18 protein-coding genes are annotated in these 16885 nt (G+C 47.1%); 13 read left to right on the forward strand and 5 right to left on the reverse strand.

Annotated features, from left to right (window positions below; genetic code table 11):
* Positions 1-10 precede the first annotated feature (10 nt).
* The 5 genes from IDJ77_RS20720 to IDJ77_RS20740 all read left to right on the forward strand — a co-directional run bounded on the left by IDJ77_RS20720 (position 11) and on the right by IDJ77_RS20740 (position 4763).
* Entirely contained in the window at positions 11-1000 is a 990-nt protein-coding gene (locus IDJ77_RS20720) for an MlaD family protein (protein WP_191190887.1), read from the forward strand.
* Between the two features lie 354 nt (positions 1001-1354).
* The gene (locus IDJ77_RS20725; RefSeq protein WP_191190888.1) at positions 1355-1876 is read left to right on the forward strand and encodes an REP-associated tyrosine transposase; all 522 of its coding nucleotides are present in this window, start codon (positions 1355-1357) and stop codon (positions 1874-1876) included.
* 524 nt (positions 1877-2400) lie between these two features.
* The gene (locus IDJ77_RS20730; RefSeq protein WP_191190889.1) at positions 2401-3297 is read left to right on the forward strand and encodes an NmrA family NAD(P)-binding protein; all 897 of its coding nucleotides are present in this window, start codon (positions 2401-2403) and stop codon (positions 3295-3297) included.
* A 12-nt stretch (positions 3298-3309) separates the two neighbouring features.
* Positions 3310-4227: a helix-turn-helix domain-containing protein gene (locus IDJ77_RS20735; RefSeq protein WP_191190890.1), complete on the forward strand. Its 918-nt coding sequence runs from the start codon at positions 3310-3312 to the stop codon at positions 4225-4227.
* Positions 4228-4286: 59 nt separating this feature from the next.
* Positions 4287-4763, forward strand: a complete 477-nt coding sequence (locus tag IDJ77_RS20740) for a DUF4126 family protein (protein ID WP_191190891.1) — start codon at positions 4287-4289, stop codon at positions 4761-4763.
* Between the two features lie 2 nt (positions 4764-4765).
* On the opposite strand, the gene IDJ77_RS20745 is transcribed toward IDJ77_RS20740, so the two are convergent.
* Positions 4766-5485, reverse strand: coding sequence for a hypothetical protein (locus tag IDJ77_RS20745; protein ID WP_191190892.1), 720 nt, complete (start codon positions 5483-5485; stop codon positions 4766-4768).
* 271 nt (positions 5486-5756) lie between these two features.
* Between IDJ77_RS20745 and IDJ77_RS20750 the strand changes: the two genes are divergently transcribed.
* The 3 genes from IDJ77_RS20750 (at position 5757) to IDJ77_RS20760 (ending at position 7092) form a co-directional block, all read left to right on the forward strand.
* On the forward strand, positions 5757-6218 hold the full coding sequence (locus tag IDJ77_RS20750; protein ID WP_191190893.1) for a hypothetical protein: 462 nt from the start codon (positions 5757-5759) through the stop codon (positions 6216-6218).
* On the forward strand, positions 6193-6693 hold the full coding sequence (locus IDJ77_RS20755) for a hypothetical protein (RefSeq protein WP_191190894.1): 501 nt from the start codon (positions 6193-6195) through the stop codon (positions 6691-6693). Before IDJ77_RS20750 ends, IDJ77_RS20755 begins: the two co-directional genes overlap by 26 nt.
* 237 nt (positions 6694-6930) lie before the next feature.
* Entirely contained in the window at positions 6931-7092 is a 162-nt protein-coding gene (locus tag IDJ77_RS20760; RefSeq protein ID WP_191190895.1) for a hypothetical protein, read from the forward strand.
* On the opposite strand, the gene IDJ77_RS20765 is transcribed toward IDJ77_RS20760, so the two are convergent.
* Both IDJ77_RS20765 and IDJ77_RS20770 read right to left on the reverse strand, forming a co-directional pair.
* Complete coding sequence (locus tag IDJ77_RS20765) at positions 7089-9266, reverse strand: ATP-binding protein (RefSeq protein ID WP_191190896.1); 2178 nt, start codon at positions 9264-9266, stop codon at positions 7089-7091. The genes IDJ77_RS20760 and IDJ77_RS20765 overlap by 4 nt on opposite strands.
* A 379-nt stretch (positions 9267-9645) precedes the next feature.
* On the reverse strand, positions 9646-11184 hold the full coding sequence (locus tag IDJ77_RS20770) for an alpha-N-arabinofuranosidase (RefSeq protein WP_191190897.1): 1539 nt from the start codon (positions 11182-11184) through the stop codon (positions 9646-9648).
* Positions 11185-11288: 104 nt separating this feature from the next.
* On the opposite strand from IDJ77_RS20770, the gene IDJ77_RS20775 reads away from it, so the two are divergent.
* Both IDJ77_RS20775 and IDJ77_RS20780 read left to right on the forward strand, forming a co-directional pair.
* Complete coding sequence (locus tag IDJ77_RS20775) at positions 11289-11681, forward strand: hypothetical protein (RefSeq protein ID WP_191190898.1); 393 nt, start codon at positions 11289-11291, stop codon at positions 11679-11681.
* Between the two features lie 70 nt (positions 11682-11751).
* Entirely contained in the window at positions 11752-12348 is a 597-nt protein-coding gene (locus IDJ77_RS20780) for a hypothetical protein (protein WP_191190899.1), read from the forward strand.
* A gap of 54 nt (positions 12349-12402) precedes the next feature.
* Here the strand turns inward: IDJ77_RS20780 and IDJ77_RS20785 are convergent, their stop codons facing one another.
* Both IDJ77_RS20785 and IDJ77_RS20790 read right to left on the reverse strand, forming a co-directional pair.
* Positions 12403-13626, reverse strand: coding sequence for a multidrug effflux MFS transporter (locus IDJ77_RS20785; protein ID WP_191190900.1), 1224 nt, complete (start codon positions 13624-13626; stop codon positions 12403-12405).
* 175 nt (positions 13627-13801) lie between these two features.
* Entirely contained in the window at positions 13802-14248 is a 447-nt protein-coding gene (locus IDJ77_RS20790; RefSeq protein WP_224751175.1) for a VOC family protein, read from the reverse strand.
* A 71-nt stretch (positions 14249-14319) separates the two neighbouring features.
* On the opposite strand from IDJ77_RS20790, the gene IDJ77_RS20795 reads away from it, so the two are divergent.
* The 3 genes from IDJ77_RS20795 (at position 14320) to IDJ77_RS20805 (ending at position 16867) form a co-directional block, all read left to right on the forward strand.
* The gene (locus IDJ77_RS20795; protein WP_191190901.1) at positions 14320-15630 is read left to right on the forward strand and encodes a gluconate:H+ symporter; all 1311 of its coding nucleotides are present in this window, start codon (positions 14320-14322) and stop codon (positions 15628-15630) included.
* 13 nt (positions 15631-15643) lie between these two features.
* Positions 15644-16450, forward strand: a complete 807-nt coding sequence (locus tag IDJ77_RS20800; RefSeq protein ID WP_191190902.1) for an alpha/beta fold hydrolase — start codon at positions 15644-15646, stop codon at positions 16448-16450.
* A gap of 96 nt (positions 16451-16546) precedes the next feature.
* Positions 16547-16867, forward strand: a complete 321-nt coding sequence (locus IDJ77_RS20805) for a YMGG-like glycine zipper-containing protein (protein ID WP_191190903.1) — start codon at positions 16547-16549, stop codon at positions 16865-16867.
* Positions 16868-16885 lie beyond the last annotated feature (18 nt).

Below are 16885 nucleotides of genomic sequence, written 5' to 3' on the forward strand. Positions count from 1 at the left end.
ACCATTATATATGGACTCAGCAGAAAAAAGAAAATCAATTATAGTAGGCGCATTCGTACTGCTCGGCGTAGCAGTATTTGTAATAGGCATACTCACCCTGGGCGGGCAGAACAAAAGCTTTGTAAAAAGCATTAAGATCAGCGCCATCTTCCAGGATGTGGCCGGCTTAAAAAAAGGCAACAACGTGTGGTTCTCGGGCGTAAAGGTGGGTACTATAAAGGCCGTACGTTTCACCGGCAACGCGCAGGTTGATGTAGATATGGCTATTGATGCCTCTACCCAGCAGTACATCCACCGCAACGCACTGGCGCATATCAGCAGCGACGGATTGATAGGTAACAAGATCATTGTAATTGATGGCGGGAGTCCGCAGGCCCCTATTGTACAGGATGGCGACGTGTTACAGGCAGCCAAACTGCTCTCAACCGATGATATTATGGCCACCCTGCAAAAGAACAACGAGAACCTGCTGGCCATCACTACCGATTTTAAAACCCTTGGTCACCAGATCTTGGCTGGCAAAGGCACCGTTGGCGCATTATTGGCCGACAGCACCATGGCCATGCAACTACGCGCCGCCATGCGCAACCTGCAAACCACCACCGCAACCGCATCAAAAATGGCTGTTGAACTGAATACCTTCGGCGCTAAAATGAACACCAAAGGCGGCCTTGCCGATAAATTACTTACCGATACTGTGGCCTATGCCCGCATACAGGAAGCAGTTACCAAGCTGAAGGAAGCGGCCAACAACGCCACCGTCCTGACCGAAAACCTGAACAAGGCCAGCAACAAGCTTAACAGCACCGATAACATATTAGGCGTACTGCTTAACGACCCGAAGGGCGCCGCGAAGGTACAAACCACTATCGACCAGCTCCAGCAAAGCTCCGTAAAACTAAACGATGACCTGGAAGCCGTACAGCACAACTTCCTGCTCCGCGGGTTCTTCAAAAAGAAAGAAAAAGCTAAACAGGATAGTTTGAAGGGGAAGATATAGGCAGCCTCCAACCTCCCCCGGAAGGGGAGGCTTTGAAAAAATAGCGATGGGTTTAAAAACTCATCGCTATTTTTTTGTGCGTTATTTTTAAATTCCCCCCTTACCGCCGCGACAAGTGTCCACACTTGGCGCAATAACGTTGGTAAGCGTCCACGCTTACTGTAATCCAAATACAAGGTTCGCAAGCGTGGACGCTTGCTATTTTCTTTCGTCAAGTGTAGACACTTGTCTAGGCGGGGTATTGTAGTGAATCCGCCCCGCCGCCGAGCCAAGTGTCCACACTTGGCGCAACAGCCTTGGTAAGCGTCCACGCTTACACTTGTTGAACTGCTAAATATTTTGCATTTTTAATCCATGTCACGCAGTGCCTCAACCGACGAACTTTATTTTGTTACGCTCACCGTAGTCGACTGGGTGGATGTATTTACCAGGCGGCTCTACAACGATTTCCTGATAGAAAACCTTGCCTTTTGCCAGCAGCATAAAAAACTAAATATTTATGCCTACGTGATCATGACGAACCACATCCATTTGGTGGCAAATGTTTCTGAAGGAGCGCTTGGCGATGTGCTCGGCCATTTTAAAACCTTTACATCAAAAAGATTGGTAGAAATGATTGCCGGCAACCCACAGGAAAGCAGGCGCGAATGGATGCTAAAACGGTTTGAACTTGCAGGTAGATACAATCCGTTAAATACCCATAACCAATTTTGGCAAAACGGGAATCACCCGGTGTTGCTTTATTCTCCCGAAGTGATTCAACAAAAGATAGATTATATCCACGATAATCCGGTTAGGGCGGGTTTTGTGGGCTCGGCGCACGAGTTTTGGTACAGCAGCGCCAATCCGGAAAGCCCTTTGAAAATAATTTATTGATTAAGAGGCGGGTGCCTTAGTATTCAACAATAACGTATGTAAGCGTGGACGCTTACATACGCTGTTGCGCCCAGTGTAGACACTTGGCGCGGCGAGAGGGTTACTTTAACTGAAATTACCAGTTCGCAAGCGTGGACGCTTGCCGTTTTCTTTCGTCAAGTGTAGACACTTGTCTAGGCGGGGAGGCTCGGTTTTTCTGCTCACTCCCCCCACTCGCTACTCTCGCCGAGATCCAATAACGCGCCTTATTGCGACAAGTGTCCACACTTGTCGCAATAAGGTATGTAAGCGTCCACGCTTACTTTACTGAATTGCCACGCTCGCAAGCTTGGACGCTTGCCATTTTCTTTCCGCCAAGTGTGTACCCTTAACGAGGCGGGTATTTGATTAGTTAGATTCAACAACATTCTATTCACCACTTACAACTCTCTAATCTCCCCCAATTCCTACTACAACCTCAGCAGATTCGGCTACATCCACCCGCCGGCGATGCCCCACCTTTGTATTATCAAACATACAAAATCATGAAAATTATATTAACAGGCTCGTTGGGGCACATCAGCAAGCCATTAACACAGGAATTAGTCCAAAAGGGCCACGATGTTACCGTCATCAGCAGCAAGGCTGATAAGCAGGCCGATATTGAAGCGCTGGGTGCCACCGCAGCCATCGGCTCACTGGAAGATGCCGGCTTCCTTACCGCTACTTTTACCGGTGCCGATGCGGTGTACACCATGGTGCCACCCGCCAATTATTTCGACCACAGCCTGGACTTGGTGGGCTATTATCACCGCATCGGGCGCAATTACGCGGCGGCCATTGGGCAGTCGGGCGTAAAGCAGGTGGTAAATTTAAGCACCATTGGCGCTCACCTGGAAAAGGGCTCGGGCATATTGATTGGCGCGCACGACGTGGAGCAGATGTTAAACGAATTGCCGGCAGAGGTGGCCATTACGCACATGCGCCCTACTTCGTTCTACTACAATTTATTCGCGCATACGCATTGCATCAAACACGAGGGTCGCATTGCTACCAACTATGGTGTTGGCGATATTATTCCATGGGTTTCGCCGGTTGATATCGCGGCAGCGATCGCAGAGGAAATAGGCACACCATTCACAGGCCGAAAAGTAAGGTATGTGGCCAGCGAGGAGCTCACCGGGGCGCAAACAGCCGCTATTTTGGCCCAAGCTTTGGGCAAACCCCTGCAATGGGTATTGATAAGCGACGAAGAAATGCTGAACGGCTTAAAAGCTGCCGGGATGCATCCGGGTATTGCCGCCGGCATGGTAGAAATGTTCGGCAGCCTGCATACCGGGCTATTGGCCGAAGATTACTTCCGCAACAGGCCGGCGGTGATGGGCAAAGTAAAACTTGCCGACTATGCCAAAGAATTTGCGGCGGCCATTAAACAATTATAACTAACTTGTACTATGCCCAACAAGGAACCTCTGCGCATTAAAACCATAAGCGAATTTCACCAGTACAGGAATTTGCCCAAGCCGGAACACCCGCTGGTGAGCGTAATAAACCTGCAGGATGTTGATGAATTACCCGCCGGGGAAATAAGCATGGTGAAAGATTTTTATTCCATAGCGCTGAAAAGGAATTTTAACGTGAAGATGAAATACGGCCAGCAAGCTTACGATTTTGACGAAGGCACCATGTTTTTTATGGCGCCGGGCCAGGTGCTGCGGCTGGAAGTGGAAAAAGTAACCGCACTAAAGCAGTCGGGGTGGATGCTATTATTTCATCCCGACTTTTTATGGAACACGCCCCTTGCCAAAACCATTAAACAGTACGAGTACTTTAATTATGCGGTGAACGAGGCGCTGTTCCTGTCGGAAAAAGAAGAAACCATTATCGTGGGCATTATACAGAACATCCGGCAGGAATACCACTCCAACATTGATAAATTCAGCCAGGACATCATCATCGCGCAGCTGGAGTTGTTACTCAACTACTCCGACCGCTTTTACCACCGCCAGTTCATCACCCGCAAAATAGCCAATCACCAGGTGCTCCACCGGCTGGAAGTTATCCTTGCCGACTATTTTAAGAACGATGCCCTGGCAACACAGGGATTACCTACCGTAGCTTACGTTGCCGATGCCTTAAACGTATCGCCGGGGTACTTAAGCGGCATGCTTAAAACGCTAACCGGCCAAAGCACCCAACAGCACATCCATAACACATTGATAGAAAAGGCGAAGGAAAAGCTCTCCACCACTGCTTTAACCGTAAGCGAAATTGCGTATGGTTTAGGCTTCGAGCATCCACAATCATTCAGCAAGCTGTTTAAAACCAAAACCAACCTCTCGCCGCTGGAGTTCAGGGCCTCGTTCAATTAAGTTGGAGCAGCGGTTTGCATTTAATCCAAACCATCCCCTAACCGGCTTGTTATATCAGCATGAAAACAAGTAACGTAATATTACAAACTGTTGGGCTGGGTGCTGTTGCAGGTATGCGGGCCACCATGGCACCAATGGTTGCCAGTCATTATTTAAGCAACCACCCCAATCCGGCATTATCGCGTTCGTCGTTAAGGTTTATACAGATGCCGGTTACGGCCATGATCACCAAGCTTCTTTCCGTTGCCGAAATTACCGGCGATAAAATTCCCGGCGGCCCGGATCGCATCGTCCCGGCGCAGTTGCTGGCCCGTGTGGCATCGGGCGCTTTTGTGGGCGCCACTATATTTAAAGCAAATAAGCTCAGCGTTATTGATGGCATTTTATTAGGCGGCGCATCCGCGCTGGCTGCTACATTTGCCAGCTTTTACCTGCGTAAGTATGTAGATAAAATTCCGTTTGTGAAAGACCCGATAGCAGGCGCGGTAGAGGATGTAATAGCACTGGGCACCGGCATCTCTATCCTGAAAGCTTAATTTTAATTAACAATAGGCCGGGGCTTTCGCTGCTCTTCGGGCAGGGCCTGGTATTTTTTGTAGCTATCGCTGAGGTAGGCCACCAAATTAAAATCCTTGCTGGTAAAAACTTTAACGCTGGGAGTGTACAGGCTGATAAAGTTATCCATCTCATCGCCGATTAAGGGTACATATTTACCCACAGTTTGCGGGATGAATAACTCGTGGATCTGGTCCATCGTATCAAAGTCTCGCAGCTTTTTTTCCAGCTTTTGTTTATCGTGCTCGCCTTTTTTCCAATAGTGTAACCTGATGCTGACACCTCCATCGTAATTGCCTTTGCTATCGCGATGGTACACCACGGCCTGGTTGCGGAACTGCCGGTCATACTTTCTAAGTTGCTTATCCAATTCGGTGGTAGAGATGTTCACCTGGCTCAGTTCGATATTCTGCGGCGCCAAAAATATTTCGGCACCATTCAGGCTGGTTACCAGCACGGTATCATTTTGATAAGAAAAACCTTTAAATAACACCAGGTCGCCGTTTTTGGCGGGCAGCGCAAACTTGCCGGTTTTGTCTGAAAGCGTATTTTGCTTATTGCTGAGGTTCTCTATCCAGATGTTGCCCAGCCCTATACGCGTTTTATACTCAAACACCCGCCCGTTAAAAGTACCCTGGGCAAATACCATGGGACCGGAGAGGCAAAACGAAAACAACAGTAAATACCTTAAGCGAGTGTACATGCTTTAAAATTACCAAATTTGCCCGCCATAAATTAGCTAAGGCGGGCATTTAACTAAATTTAACAGTTACAGGTTCCAGCGACACTCCGGCGCCGTTCGAAAGCTTTATTCAAAGAAACTTTTTTAACTGAAATGTTGTATTATTATGTACATTTATTCGCTAAAAATGCATTTATACTGTATTTTTGATTTGACTGACCCCCAACGTAATTATTTTGACCCAATTTTGAAATCGAAGTTAACGAAAACCGAAGCTTCTTTGCCCTCTGCCATGCAAACCAAACAAAGTTTGTACAACAGCTATGCAAATATGCTGTTGGGCTACTTGTTTGAGGCGCTAAAAAACAAAACGGTTGCCGAGCAGTACCTGGTAGATATTTTTAACAAACTGCAGTTTGCTGATATACAGGCAATATCGGCGCCGGGCGTTAATACCTTTTGCCAGCTGCAAATGATGGCCCGTAAAAAACTGGCCTCGTTTTTAACGGCGGCAGATGACTGTGCCGATACGGAAAGCAAACCCAAGGGTATTGTTATCAATGGTAATAAATTTATCGATATGATGTCGGCAGAGCAACAAACGGTGTTTTGCGGCATCCATTATCATGGTAAATCGGCCACCGGGCTTGCAGCCGAACTAAACAAACCGGAAGCAGAAATTAAGCGTATATTGAAGGAGTCATTCATCATCATCAGGAAGCAGCGTAATGATACAGCAACAGTACATAGATAGCGGCATTTTAGAAGCCTATGTAACGGGGTCTGCAACCGAAGCTGAGGTTAAAGAATTGCTGTACATGAAGGCTAAATACCCCGAAATAAACTTCGCGTTGCAACAGCTGGAGCTGGATATGGAACATATTGCCCAACATATGGCCGTAACGCCGCCTGTCGGCACCTGGGATAAAATATCTGATACCATCGACGAGCTCATCCTCCGGCCCGAATACGATCCCAAGCAATTCACAACCGATAACGGGAACAACAATTACCAGGGCTTTAAAACCAATAATGGCCCGCATTTTATTGAGGTAGAGTCGGAATCGAATCACATGAAGGTTCACAAAAACTGGAAATGGGTTTTGGCAGCGGTATTTGTTTTGGGTAAGATCTTTTTAGGTTGTGCCATCTACTTCTACCTGGAAAACCGCCAGGCCCAGCAGCAGGTGCAGGAGCTAAAAACCGAGCTAAAGCAGTTGAAGAAATAGGAATTTAATATCGAATGTTGAATAATAAACCGAATGCCGGGTATGGTTATTTGATATTTTGTTTTCTGCCGATTTTATCCGTATAGGCTCCATAAATTGCATGGCGGCTAACACACCCCTGCCATTACACAAACCTTCGCGCCCCCTCTCGAGAGGGGAACAAGAAGAATCTCCCATATTAATTTTGTGTAAACCTTTTCCCCTGCCAAAAGTTGTTCTTAAAAACAAACGTATCACATGGCATCTTCAACAGAAAAAACAGGCGACAAAAGCGACGGCGCTGTTAAGCCCGCCGCATCAAAAGAAAAGGAACTAAAAACCGAAGGCCCTTTAAGCGAAAAGGACGAAGTGAAGAAAGCAGAATCTGAAATGACAAAGGCTGCTAAAAAAAAGGCTTAATTCACCAGCATATTCCGATTGCTTAACGCCGCCGCAATACTGTCTATTAAGTTCCGTTCCGAAAATGGTTTAAGCACTACGCCTGTCATACCTACGGCAAAGTATTTATCGCGGTCTTCTTTAAGCACATTTGCCGTTAAGGCTAATATCGGCAACGATGCCTTTTCAGGGTTACCATTCGCACGCACCACCTGCGAAAACTCTATGCCCCCCATTTCGGGCATCTCAATATCGGTTAGGATGATATCGTAAGGATGATCTTCAAAAAGCTGCAGGGCATCTCGCCCGTCATAGGCCACATCAAAGGTAATACCCCATTTTTTGAGGATTGTGCTCACCAGCAGCACATTCAGCTTGTTATCCTCGGCCACTAAAGCGTGTTTACCGGCAACAAGTTCGCGCGGGTCTGTTTCCACAATAGTTTCTTTAAACTCGCAGGCTTCGTCCGCGCTTACTTCCATAGGTAGCTTAAAGCTGAATATCGAGCCCTTGCCCACCTTGCTGGTAACTTTTACGCTGCCGCCCTGTAGTTCAACTATTTTCTTAACAATGGCCAGGCCAAGCCCGGTACCCGGCGTATTAGTGGCTTTTTGTGCCGAATTAACCTGCGAAAACTCATCAAAGATAAAGGGCAGGTGCTCTTTATCAATCCCCAAACCTGTATCGCGGATGTGCACATTCAGCACTTTAAAACCGGGCTGCCTGCCATCGGTAATAAAGGCATTTATAAACACCGAGCCACGCGGCGTAAATTTGATGGCGTTACTCACCAGGTTCATCACTACAGTCTTCAGGCGGAAGTAATCGCCCTGCAGGCAAAGCTCACTGCCGAAATCCAGCTGATGACTCAGTTCTATACCTTTTTTCCCCGCCTGCACCTGCATACTGGTTACAATATCGGCAATGGCCTCATGCGGTTTAAAGGGCGCTACCTCAAAATTCATCTTCCCGGTCTCATACTTGCTAAAATCCAGTATCTCGTTCACCACATCCAGCAGCATTTTTGATGAACTGCGGATGGCGTTGGTTTGCTCCACCTGCGTTTCGGTAAGCTGGCTTTGGGTAAGCTGCTCCGAAAAGCCGATGATGGAGTTGAGCGGCGTGCGGATCTCGTGGCTCATGCTGGCCATAAACCTGCTTTTTGAGAGGGCGTAGTTTTCGGCCATCTCCGTATAAACAACCATTTCCTTCTCGTTCTTAAATATCTTCCAGATGTTATAAAGGATAACCACCACTACAATGGTAAGCATCAGGAACATCAGCCCCGAGAGCCTTTTAAACTCATAGAGCACGTTAGAGAGATTACTGTTCACCTGCGTTTTGCTGGCCGCGATGTACTGCTGCTCGGCCACTTTATACTTTTTCAGGCTCCCGATGATCTGGCTGATGAGGCGGTTATTAATCTCCAGCATCTCGCGTTCGTTTATGCGGAGCTTATTATTGGCCTCGTAAAGTTTGCTGTAATAGCTATTGTAAACACGCGCCACTTTTGGGGTGGGTGTCATGGTGGTGATGGTGGTATCGGTGGTGCGCTGCACCAGTACAGGCGGTAGCCTGGCCTCTGCCTCCTTTTCCTTTTTACCAAACAGGCGCTTAAAAAAACTCTTTTTTGGCGCCGGGGCCGTCGCCACTTTTGGCAGGGGGCGTATGGTATCTATACGCACCTCGGTTTTTACGTGGCGCACCACGGGCTGCTGCAGGTATTTGTTATCCTTATCCTTTAAAGACCTATTTAGCTTTTTCGCCGATTTTAGCAGGCTATCGGTAAGCGTCATCAGCTTAATATAGCTATCCGTTTTTAAAGACTTTTCGCTGATGAGGTCGCCCAGCTCGGTATCCTCGGCAAGGCTGGCGGTGGTTTTATTATTACGGTTTATGGTATCAATAATATTGTGCACATTTTTTATTTGCCTGTTAAACTGGGTAAAATACTCTTTTTTAAAGGTAAGCGCATACATGCGGCTGCTGTTATCGGCACTATACAGTTCAACGATACAGCTATCTATCAGCGCCGAATTTTCGCGGGCGTTGATCATTTGTTGGAAACTGGTGCGGATTTTCTCGGCTTTATTATAATGAAGATACAGGAAAAACGCGCTGCCAAAAAGTACCACAATAAGTAAAACAATAAGGCCGTAACGTAGCAGGGGGATCTTTTTTACACCAGCGATCATAAACAAGGTTTAACAGTACTATAAAAGGATAAAACCCTTACATGTAATAATTTAAAGGGAAGTCAATGCGTTTTCCGCATTGCTGCACGGTAGTGCAATAAGGAAGCCACACTTTGTATTATTCCTGATTAGAATGCATTTTAACTACCAATAGTGGTTTGTCGTTTAAGGCAACTATTTGGAGGGATATTGAGAAAGGATTGTTCAAAATTGTAGCCATAATTGAACAAAATAACAACAGTTGAACAATTAGCAGGGTAAGCTAAAGTTCAACTGTGTTTTATAAAGACTTAATATTGAGGACTATCTCGAATTTAGAGGGCTGAGTAATCAGCTCCTGGGCAACATTTACCCCCTATTGCGACATGGGCTTCTAATCTTAATTCAACTCCAGTGTAACCACCGATTTTGACGGAATAGCAACAACCAGTTTATCGCCATCTTTTTTAGCGCCGCTAAAGTTTTGCAACTGCAATTTCTTCGGCTGCTCAAAGGTGTTTACATCGGTGATATTGGCCGAAGTAAGGATAGTGCCTTTAACCGTGCTCCACTTGATATCTTTTAGTGCCGTGCTGATGGTGACAGTGTTATGCAGATCTAAATTCACCAGCGAGATATGGATCTTACCGCTGGCATCCTGCGAAGCAGAAACATTTACAGCAGCTATTTTTTTGCCATCCACCTCATAATCGGGCGAATTGAGTTTGATGTTGAGGTATTTGGCATCCTGGTGCACCTGGTACATATCAAATATGTGGTAGGTTGGCGTCAGGATCATTTTCTCTTTTTGGGTAAGGATAAGCGCCTGCAGCACATTGATGGTTTGCGCCAGTTCGGCCATTTTTACCCTGTCGCAATGGTTATTAAAGATGTTTAAAGTGGTACCGGCTATCAGCGCGTCGCGCAGGCTGTTTTGCTGATATAAAAAGCCGGGGTTACTGCCGGGTTCAGGGTCGGTCCATATCCCCCACTCATCCACTACCAATCCTACTTTTTTCTCAGGGTCGTACTTATCCATAATGGCCGAGTGCTTGCTCACTAACTCATCCATCCTGATGCAATTAACCATCGTACTAAAATACTCCGCCTCGCTAAAGCTGGTTGCCGAGCCTTTTTTACCCCAGTTTCCTGTCGGGATGGTATAATAATGCATAGATACGCCCCACATCATATGGTTAGGGACATTCTTCATGATAGTCTCTGTCCAGTTATAATCATCGGAATTTGCACCGCTGGCTATCTTTTTAAGCCTTGCACCGGGGTAATCCTTCGCGAATGATGCGTAGCGTTTAAATTCGTTGGCGTAGTATTCGGCCGTCATGTTACCGCCGCAGCCCCAGTTCTCGTTACCAACACCCCAAAACGAAACCTTGTATGGCTCGGGATGGCCGTTTGCCTTGCGCTGCTGCACTACGGTACTGGTGCTGTTAGAGTTAAGGTATTCTATCCATTTGCTCATTTCATCTACGGTGCCGCTGCCCACGTTACCGGCTATGTAGGGCTCGGTATCCAGCAGTTTGGCAAGCGCCAAAAATTCGTGGGTGCCGAAGCTGTTATCTTCGGTAACGCCGCCCCAGTTGCTGTTTACCATACGGGGGCGCTGCGCGCTTGGGCCAATTCCGTCGCGCCAGTGGTATTCATCGGCAAAGCAGCCGCCGGGCCAGCGCAGGTTAGGGATCTTTATTTTCTTCAGCGCGGCCACCAGGTCAAGCCGTATCCTGTCTTGTTTTTTTACAGGCAGATTTTTATCCACCCAAAAGCCATCGTAAATACCGCGGCCCAGGTGCTCGGCAAACTGCCCATAAATGTGCCTGCTGATAGTGGCTTTAGAATCGTTAGTAATGGTGATGCTGCCGCTGCTTTGCGCATAGGTAGCCACCGGTGCCGCTAACAGCAGCATGAGTACGTATTTCTTCATAATTGGTTATAATTAATAAATGTAAAAATTACAGTTATAAATCTAAGTACTTTTTTCTTTTATCCAAACGGATTAGAATAAATTTGAAAAATCATCTCACATCCATGAAAAAATACGTCATCGCCATAATTGCTCTGCTCATTTCTTTCACCTCCTGCAAGCCCGGCGTCTCGCCCGAACGCCTCTACGGCAAATGGAATTACATCCGCGTAGAGAAGCCGGCCTCGCCCGGCGACAGCGTTACCCGCTTTGTTATTGCCGAGCAAAAACCATCCATTGTTTTTAATAAGGACAATACCCTGCAGATTTATTGGGGCGGCAAGGTGTTGTCGCACGGCGCATTTAGCATCGCCGGGATGGATATCAAATACAAAGAAGACCTAGGCGACGGCAAAACACGCGATTTCCCTTTCTCGGTTAGCGAGTTGACGGATAAGAAGATCATTTTTGAAACCCTTGGAGAGGATGGATCGAGAGTGACGGCGGTGAGGGAGTAGATGGTTTACAGTTTTGGACTATCGTATTTGATGTACTATATTAGTATCCCGAACCTAACCCAATCCGCAAATGAAACCGTTTTTTCAGATAATAGCTTTATTATGCTTGTGCCTGCTTGCTGCGTGCTCCAAATATCAAAGCTTGCCAAAAAGCTTCAGCGACAGGAACAATATTATTAAAGCCATCAACCCTCAAAAAAATATTAGTTATTGGGCTTATTGTACTGCGGATGTTAAAGATACCGGGCGCGTAATTTTCAGTAAGGGGGTTAACCCAGAATGGTTACACAGAAAAAACCCGGGCAACGGTATATTTAACGATTGCCTGCCCGGCATTTGTTTTACATTTATAGTATATGTAGAAAACGGCAAAGCGCGCTACATTAGCGGGGACGACGAATTTATCCACTTTATTGGAACGGTTGATAATCTTGAGGAAGCGGTGCTGATGGCCGAAGCCCAAAAACGCTTAAGGATAGATTACGGGAGCGCAAAAGGCAACGGTTATTTTGTGGATTCCAACGGCTACCATCTCAAACTAATGCGGTATTACCTTTGCCCGGAGAAAAAAGAGGGCTTTTATTTGAGGGTACAAAAAGACACCGGCATAGTTGAGCAAAAAAGCCTTGGCATTTACTACGATGGCAAAGGATGTGTAATGATTTAAAGCACGAACCTCCCCATTCGGTGAAATCAACGCCTGATTGCTAAAATCCAAACACTAATGTGCCTCCATACCGCCCTGTTTGGCCGCTACCTTAGTTTTTATAAACTGCCTGCCAATTAATACTAAACACAGCGCCATTGCGCTCGATACGATAATGATAGAGGCCATAGGCACGGCCGATTTCGACTTAAACAAGCTTATCCCAACCGATACCATAGCACCAATGGCCATTTGCGATGCCCCTAACAAGGAGGCTGCTACGCCGGCGTTCTTCTCAAAGGGCGCTAATGCCAGTGCAGAGGTGTTGGGGGCGATAAGGCCTACACAGCACAGCACGCCAAATATCATTGCCGTGGTGCCCACCAGCCCAAGCCCGCCCTGTATGGCGCCTATTAAAAACGCCACAGCTATAACAACCAGGGCTATCAATGCGGTATTTACAATTTGCTCGCTTTTATACTTTTTTATCAGCCGGCTGTTTACCTGGCTGGAGCCAATAAAGCCGACAGATAAGATAGCGAATATCCAACCGTAGGATTTTGCGCTCACTTTAAACCCTTCCATAAATACGATAGGGGATGCCGATATGTATGCAAACAAGCCCGAGAAAGCCAGCGCCCCGCAAAAACAATAGGTGTAAAACTGCGGCGTTTTAAGCACGCCCAAAAAGCTGCCGATAATAGGCCCGGGCGCAAGTGAATACGATGGGTCGGGCGGGTAGCTTTCGGGCAGGATGAATATCACGGCCAGCGTTATCAGCACCGCTATTGTGGCCAGGATAAGGAATATCACATGCCAGCCAAACGATACAGTAACATAACCACCAACGGTAGGCGCAATCAATGGCGATGCGCTAAGCACGAGTATAAGCAAGGAAAAAACTTTGGCACTATCTTTTACGGGGAACAGATCGCGCACCATGGCCATAGAGGCAACGGCTGCAGCGCAGCTGCCAATGGCTTGCACAAACCTTAGCCCGACAAGCATTTGAATGCTGCCGGCAAAATAACAGCCAACAGAGGCGATAATATAAAGCGACAGCCCAAAATAAAGCGGCCGCTTCCGGCCAAACCTATCCAGCAGCGGACCATACAGCAATTGCCCGGCGGAGATGCCGATGAAGAAACTGGACAGGGATAGCGCCACATTCTCGGTAGTGGTATGCAGAGATTCGGCTATGGCCCGGAAACCGGGCAGGTACATATCTATCGAGAAAGGCCCTATAGCTGTAAGCGAACCCAGTACCAGGATGAGTGTGAGATAGCGTTGTTTTGTCATGGTGCGCAAAGTAACGGCATTAAATTACAATTGTCATTATTTTTATTACAGTTAGATAAAATTATAGGATTGCATGACTAATCAAAGGCTACCTGCCCGTGTAAGCAGGTGTTAAAAATTCGTGTCATTTGGTTATGGCTGCAGCAATTTTGTGATACTCCGAATCATTGGGCTCTCATAGCTCAATTTTATTCCCTTCGGGATCCATTATGTGCACAAATTTGCCGTAGTCGAAGGTTTCCATTTTATCGGTAATGGTTACGCCATCGGCTTGCAGTTGCTTCAGCAGCGCTTCCAGGTTGGCAACCCGGTAGTTGATCATAAACTCTTTGGCGGATGGCTCAAAATATTTGGTCTTATCGGAGAATACGCTCCATTGGGTAAAGCCTTTTTTGGTGCTGTCGGCTCCTTGGTACCAGGCAAAAGAGGTGCCGTATTTATCGGTTTGCAGGCCAAGGTTTTTGCTGTACCAGGTGCGCATGGCCTGCGGATCTTTACATTTAAAAAAGATGCCCCCTATGCCGGTTACTTTTTTTGCGGCTTTATCCTGCTTTACCAGGTTGAACGCCCAGCCCAAAGCAAACGAAGCCATAAAGCCGGCGGTGATCCATACTTTCTTCATGATGTATTAAAGTTACCTAATTAGTTATTACATTAGGTGCATCTATTATAAATCCCGAATAATTAAATACAATGCTGGTTATACTTCTCTGTATAGTGCTGCTTATCCTGCTGGTTAGCTGGGCAAAAGTGAACCCTTTTTTGGCTTTCCTTATGGTATCTATCGCTGCCGGGCTTCTGCTGGGCATACCGCTAATTAAAATTACCGCATCGGTACAAAAGGGGCTTGGCGATACATTGGGCCCCTTGGCCATTATTATTTGCCTGGGTGCCATGCTGGGCAAGCTGGTGGCTACCAGCGGAGCGGCGCAAAAAATCGCCGAGGTACTGGTTAACCTTTTCGGCGTAAAATATATTCAGCTTGCCCTGGTTGCAGTTGGTTTTATTATAGGCATCCCATTGTTTTACAATACCGGTTTTGTGCTGATGGTGCCGCTCATATTTTCGGTGGTGTATAAGTATAAACTGCCGGCGGTTTATATCGGGCTGCCCATGCTTTCGGCATTATCGGTTACGCATGGCTTTTTGCCGCCTCACCCCTCGCCTACCACGTTGGTGGGTATGTTTCATGCCGATATGGGCACCACCCTGCTTTACGGCATGGCGCTGGCCATCCCTGCAATTATTTTGGCGGGCCCTGTATTTGCCCAAACGCTTAAAAAAATGCCCTCGGCACCATTGGAAACTTTCCGCTCTGAGGATCTGCCGGCAGATAAGCTCCCCGGGGCCGCAACCAGCTTTTTAACCGCCCTATTGCCCGTTATTTTACTAATGGCCAGTACGTTTTACCTCAACAGCAATAAAACACCGGGCAGATTGCATGATATTATCACCTTTTTAGGCGATGCACCCATTGTAATGCTGATATCCCTTTTGGTGGCCACCTTTACGCTGGGCCTAAGGCAAAAGAAAACCATGACCGTTTTGGGCAGTATTTATACCGATGCCGTAAAAGATATCTCTATGATATTACTCATCATCGCCGGCGCTGGCGCTTTTAAACAAGTATTGGTTGATAGCGGCGTAAATAACGAGATAACCAGCCTGCTGCAAAGCTCGCACATGCAGCCGCTGGTTTTAGGCTGGCTGCTGGCCGCAATTATCCGCATCAGCCTGGGCTCGGCAACGGTGGCGGGGCTTACCGCAGCGGGCATCGTATCTACCATGGTGTTAAAGGATCCTACTATCAACCCCAACCTCATGGTACTATCCATAGGCGCGGGCAGCCTGGCTTGCTCACATGTTAACGATGGCGGTTTTTGGCTGTTTAAAGAGTATTTTAATTTATCCATAAAAAACACTTTCCTCTCCTGGACCGTAATGGAAACACTGGTGGCCCTTATCGGGCTGGGCGGTGTGCTGATATTAAATGTATTTGTATAAAACTTATCATCAAATGAAGAAGATAATTTGCTTATTAGCCATGTGCCTTTCATTCGCTATCGGCACAAAAACTTACGCCCAGGCTACCACCGAAGGCGCTTATTACACCTCTTTCGATGGTACTAAAATTTATTACGAAGTAAAAGGCGAGGGTTTCCCGGTGGTGATGCTGCATGGCTTTACGGGTACAGCACAAGGCTGGAAGAACGGCGCGCTTTACGCTGACCTGCTGAAAGAAGGCTACAAAGTGATCATCCTCGATATGAGGGGCAACGGCAAATCGGATAAGCCCCATACTGATGCCGGTTATAATAACGATGCGGAGGCTAAGGACGTAATGGGCCTGTTAACCAGCCTCGGCATAAAAAAATATGATGTAGTGGGCTACTCGCGTGGATCTATTATTACCTCGCGGGTGATGGTATTGGATAAGCGCGTGCACAAGGCCGTAATGGGCGGCATGGGTGCCGATTATACCAACCCCAACTGGGAACGCCGCATACACGCCTGGAGGGCCTTAGAGGGCGATACCACCCTGCACGATGTGGATGACATGATGGTATGGATAAATAAAAACCCTTTTGATAAAAAAGCGCTGGCCCTGCAGCAAAAGCATCAGCCAAGTACCAGCCCGGCCGAACTGGCCAAAGTAAAAATCCCCGTTTTGTTAATAGACGGCACCGAGGATAAAACCAACGGCGACGTAACCGATCTGCAGAAATTGATACCACACTCGCAGATGGCCGCCGTACCCGGCGACCATAATAGTGCAGGGAAAACTATACAGTTTTCTAACGCTGTTATCACTTTTCTGAAATAAGGTATTAAACCATCGCCGTTTTATGCCCTCTATATAGCATAGTTAGCAATATGGCTTACTATTTGTATATGTTAATCATATTTAGATATTATCACTATGAAAAAGATACTCATATATGGCGGCCTTGCAATGGCATTAACCACATCATTGAATTTTAATGCGGCAGCTCAGGAGAAAAAAGGCATTAGCCAACAAGGTAAAGGTGCCATAATAGGGGGTGCCGGTGGCGCTGTTGCAGGTGCCCTTATTGGCCATAGCGTTAAAGGCGCAGTAATAGGCGGTGCCATTGGTGCCGGCGGTGGTTACATTATTGGTAACGAGGCCCGCAGACGACAACAAAAACGGAGACACGCCGCATGGTTGGAACGCCGCCGCGCATGGAAAGCAGCACACCCGGGTAAAGCTTACCCATATTAATAAATAGATGATTCTTAC

The sequence above is a fragment of the Mucilaginibacter pankratovii genome, assembly GCF_014773265.1.
Taxonomy (GTDB): Bacteria; Bacteroidota; Bacteroidia; order Sphingobacteriales; family Sphingobacteriaceae; genus Mucilaginibacter; species Mucilaginibacter pankratovii.

Excerpts from the sequence above, each read along its gene's own strand:
- IDJ77_RS20775 (WP_191190898.1), top strand. The coding sequence starts at position 11,289 with ATGAAAAAATACGTCATCGCCATAATTGCTCTGCTCATTTCTTTCACC.
- IDJ77_RS20725 (WP_191190888.1), top strand. The coding sequence starts at position 1,355 with ATGTCACGCAGTGCCTCAACCGACGAACTTTATTTTGTTACGCTCACC.
- IDJ77_RS20790 (WP_224751175.1), bottom strand. The coding sequence starts at position 14,248 with ATGAAGAAAGTATGGATCACCGCCGGCTTTATGGCTTCGTTTGCTTTG.
- IDJ77_RS20805 (WP_191190903.1), top strand. The coding sequence starts at position 16,547 with ATGAAAAAGATACTCATATATGGCGGCCTTGCAATGGCATTAACCACA.
- IDJ77_RS20730 (WP_191190889.1), top strand. The coding sequence starts at position 2,401 with ATGAAAATTATATTAACAGGCTCGTTGGGGCACATCAGCAAGCCATTA.
- IDJ77_RS20785 (WP_191190900.1), bottom strand. The coding sequence starts at position 13,626 with ATGACAAAACAACGCTATCTCACACTCATCCTGGTACTGGGTTCGCTT.
- IDJ77_RS20780 (WP_191190899.1), top strand. The coding sequence starts at position 11,752 with ATGAAACCGTTTTTTCAGATAATAGCTTTATTATGCTTGTGCCTGCTT.
- IDJ77_RS20760 (WP_191190895.1), top strand. The coding sequence starts at position 6,931 with ATGGCATCTTCAACAGAAAAAACAGGCGACAAAAGCGACGGCGCTGTT.
- IDJ77_RS20795 (WP_191190901.1), top strand. The coding sequence starts at position 14,320 with ATGCTGGTTATACTTCTCTGTATAGTGCTGCTTATCCTGCTGGTTAGC.
- IDJ77_RS20720 (WP_191190887.1), top strand. The coding sequence starts at position 11 with ATGGACTCAGCAGAAAAAAGAAAATCAATTATAGTAGGCGCATTCGTA.
- IDJ77_RS20770 (WP_191190897.1), bottom strand. The coding sequence starts at position 11,184 with ATGAAGAAATACGTACTCATGCTGCTGTTAGCGGCACCGGTGGCTACC.
- IDJ77_RS20740 (WP_191190891.1), top strand. The coding sequence starts at position 4,287 with ATGAAAACAAGTAACGTAATATTACAAACTGTTGGGCTGGGTGCTGTT.
- IDJ77_RS20750 (WP_191190893.1), top strand. The coding sequence starts at position 5,757 with ATGCAAACCAAACAAAGTTTGTACAACAGCTATGCAAATATGCTGTTG.
- IDJ77_RS20765 (WP_191190896.1), bottom strand. The coding sequence starts at position 9,266 with ATGATCGCTGGTGTAAAAAAGATCCCCCTGCTACGTTACGGCCTTATT.
- IDJ77_RS20735 (WP_191190890.1), top strand. The coding sequence starts at position 3,310 with ATGCCCAACAAGGAACCTCTGCGCATTAAAACCATAAGCGAATTTCAC.
- IDJ77_RS20800 (WP_191190902.1), top strand. The coding sequence starts at position 15,644 with ATGAAGAAGATAATTTGCTTATTAGCCATGTGCCTTTCATTCGCTATC.
- IDJ77_RS20755 (WP_191190894.1), top strand. The coding sequence starts at position 6,193 with ATGATACAGCAACAGTACATAGATAGCGGCATTTTAGAAGCCTATGTA.
- IDJ77_RS20745 (WP_191190892.1), bottom strand. The coding sequence starts at position 5,485 with ATGTACACTCGCTTAAGGTATTTACTGTTGTTTTCGTTTTGCCTCTCC.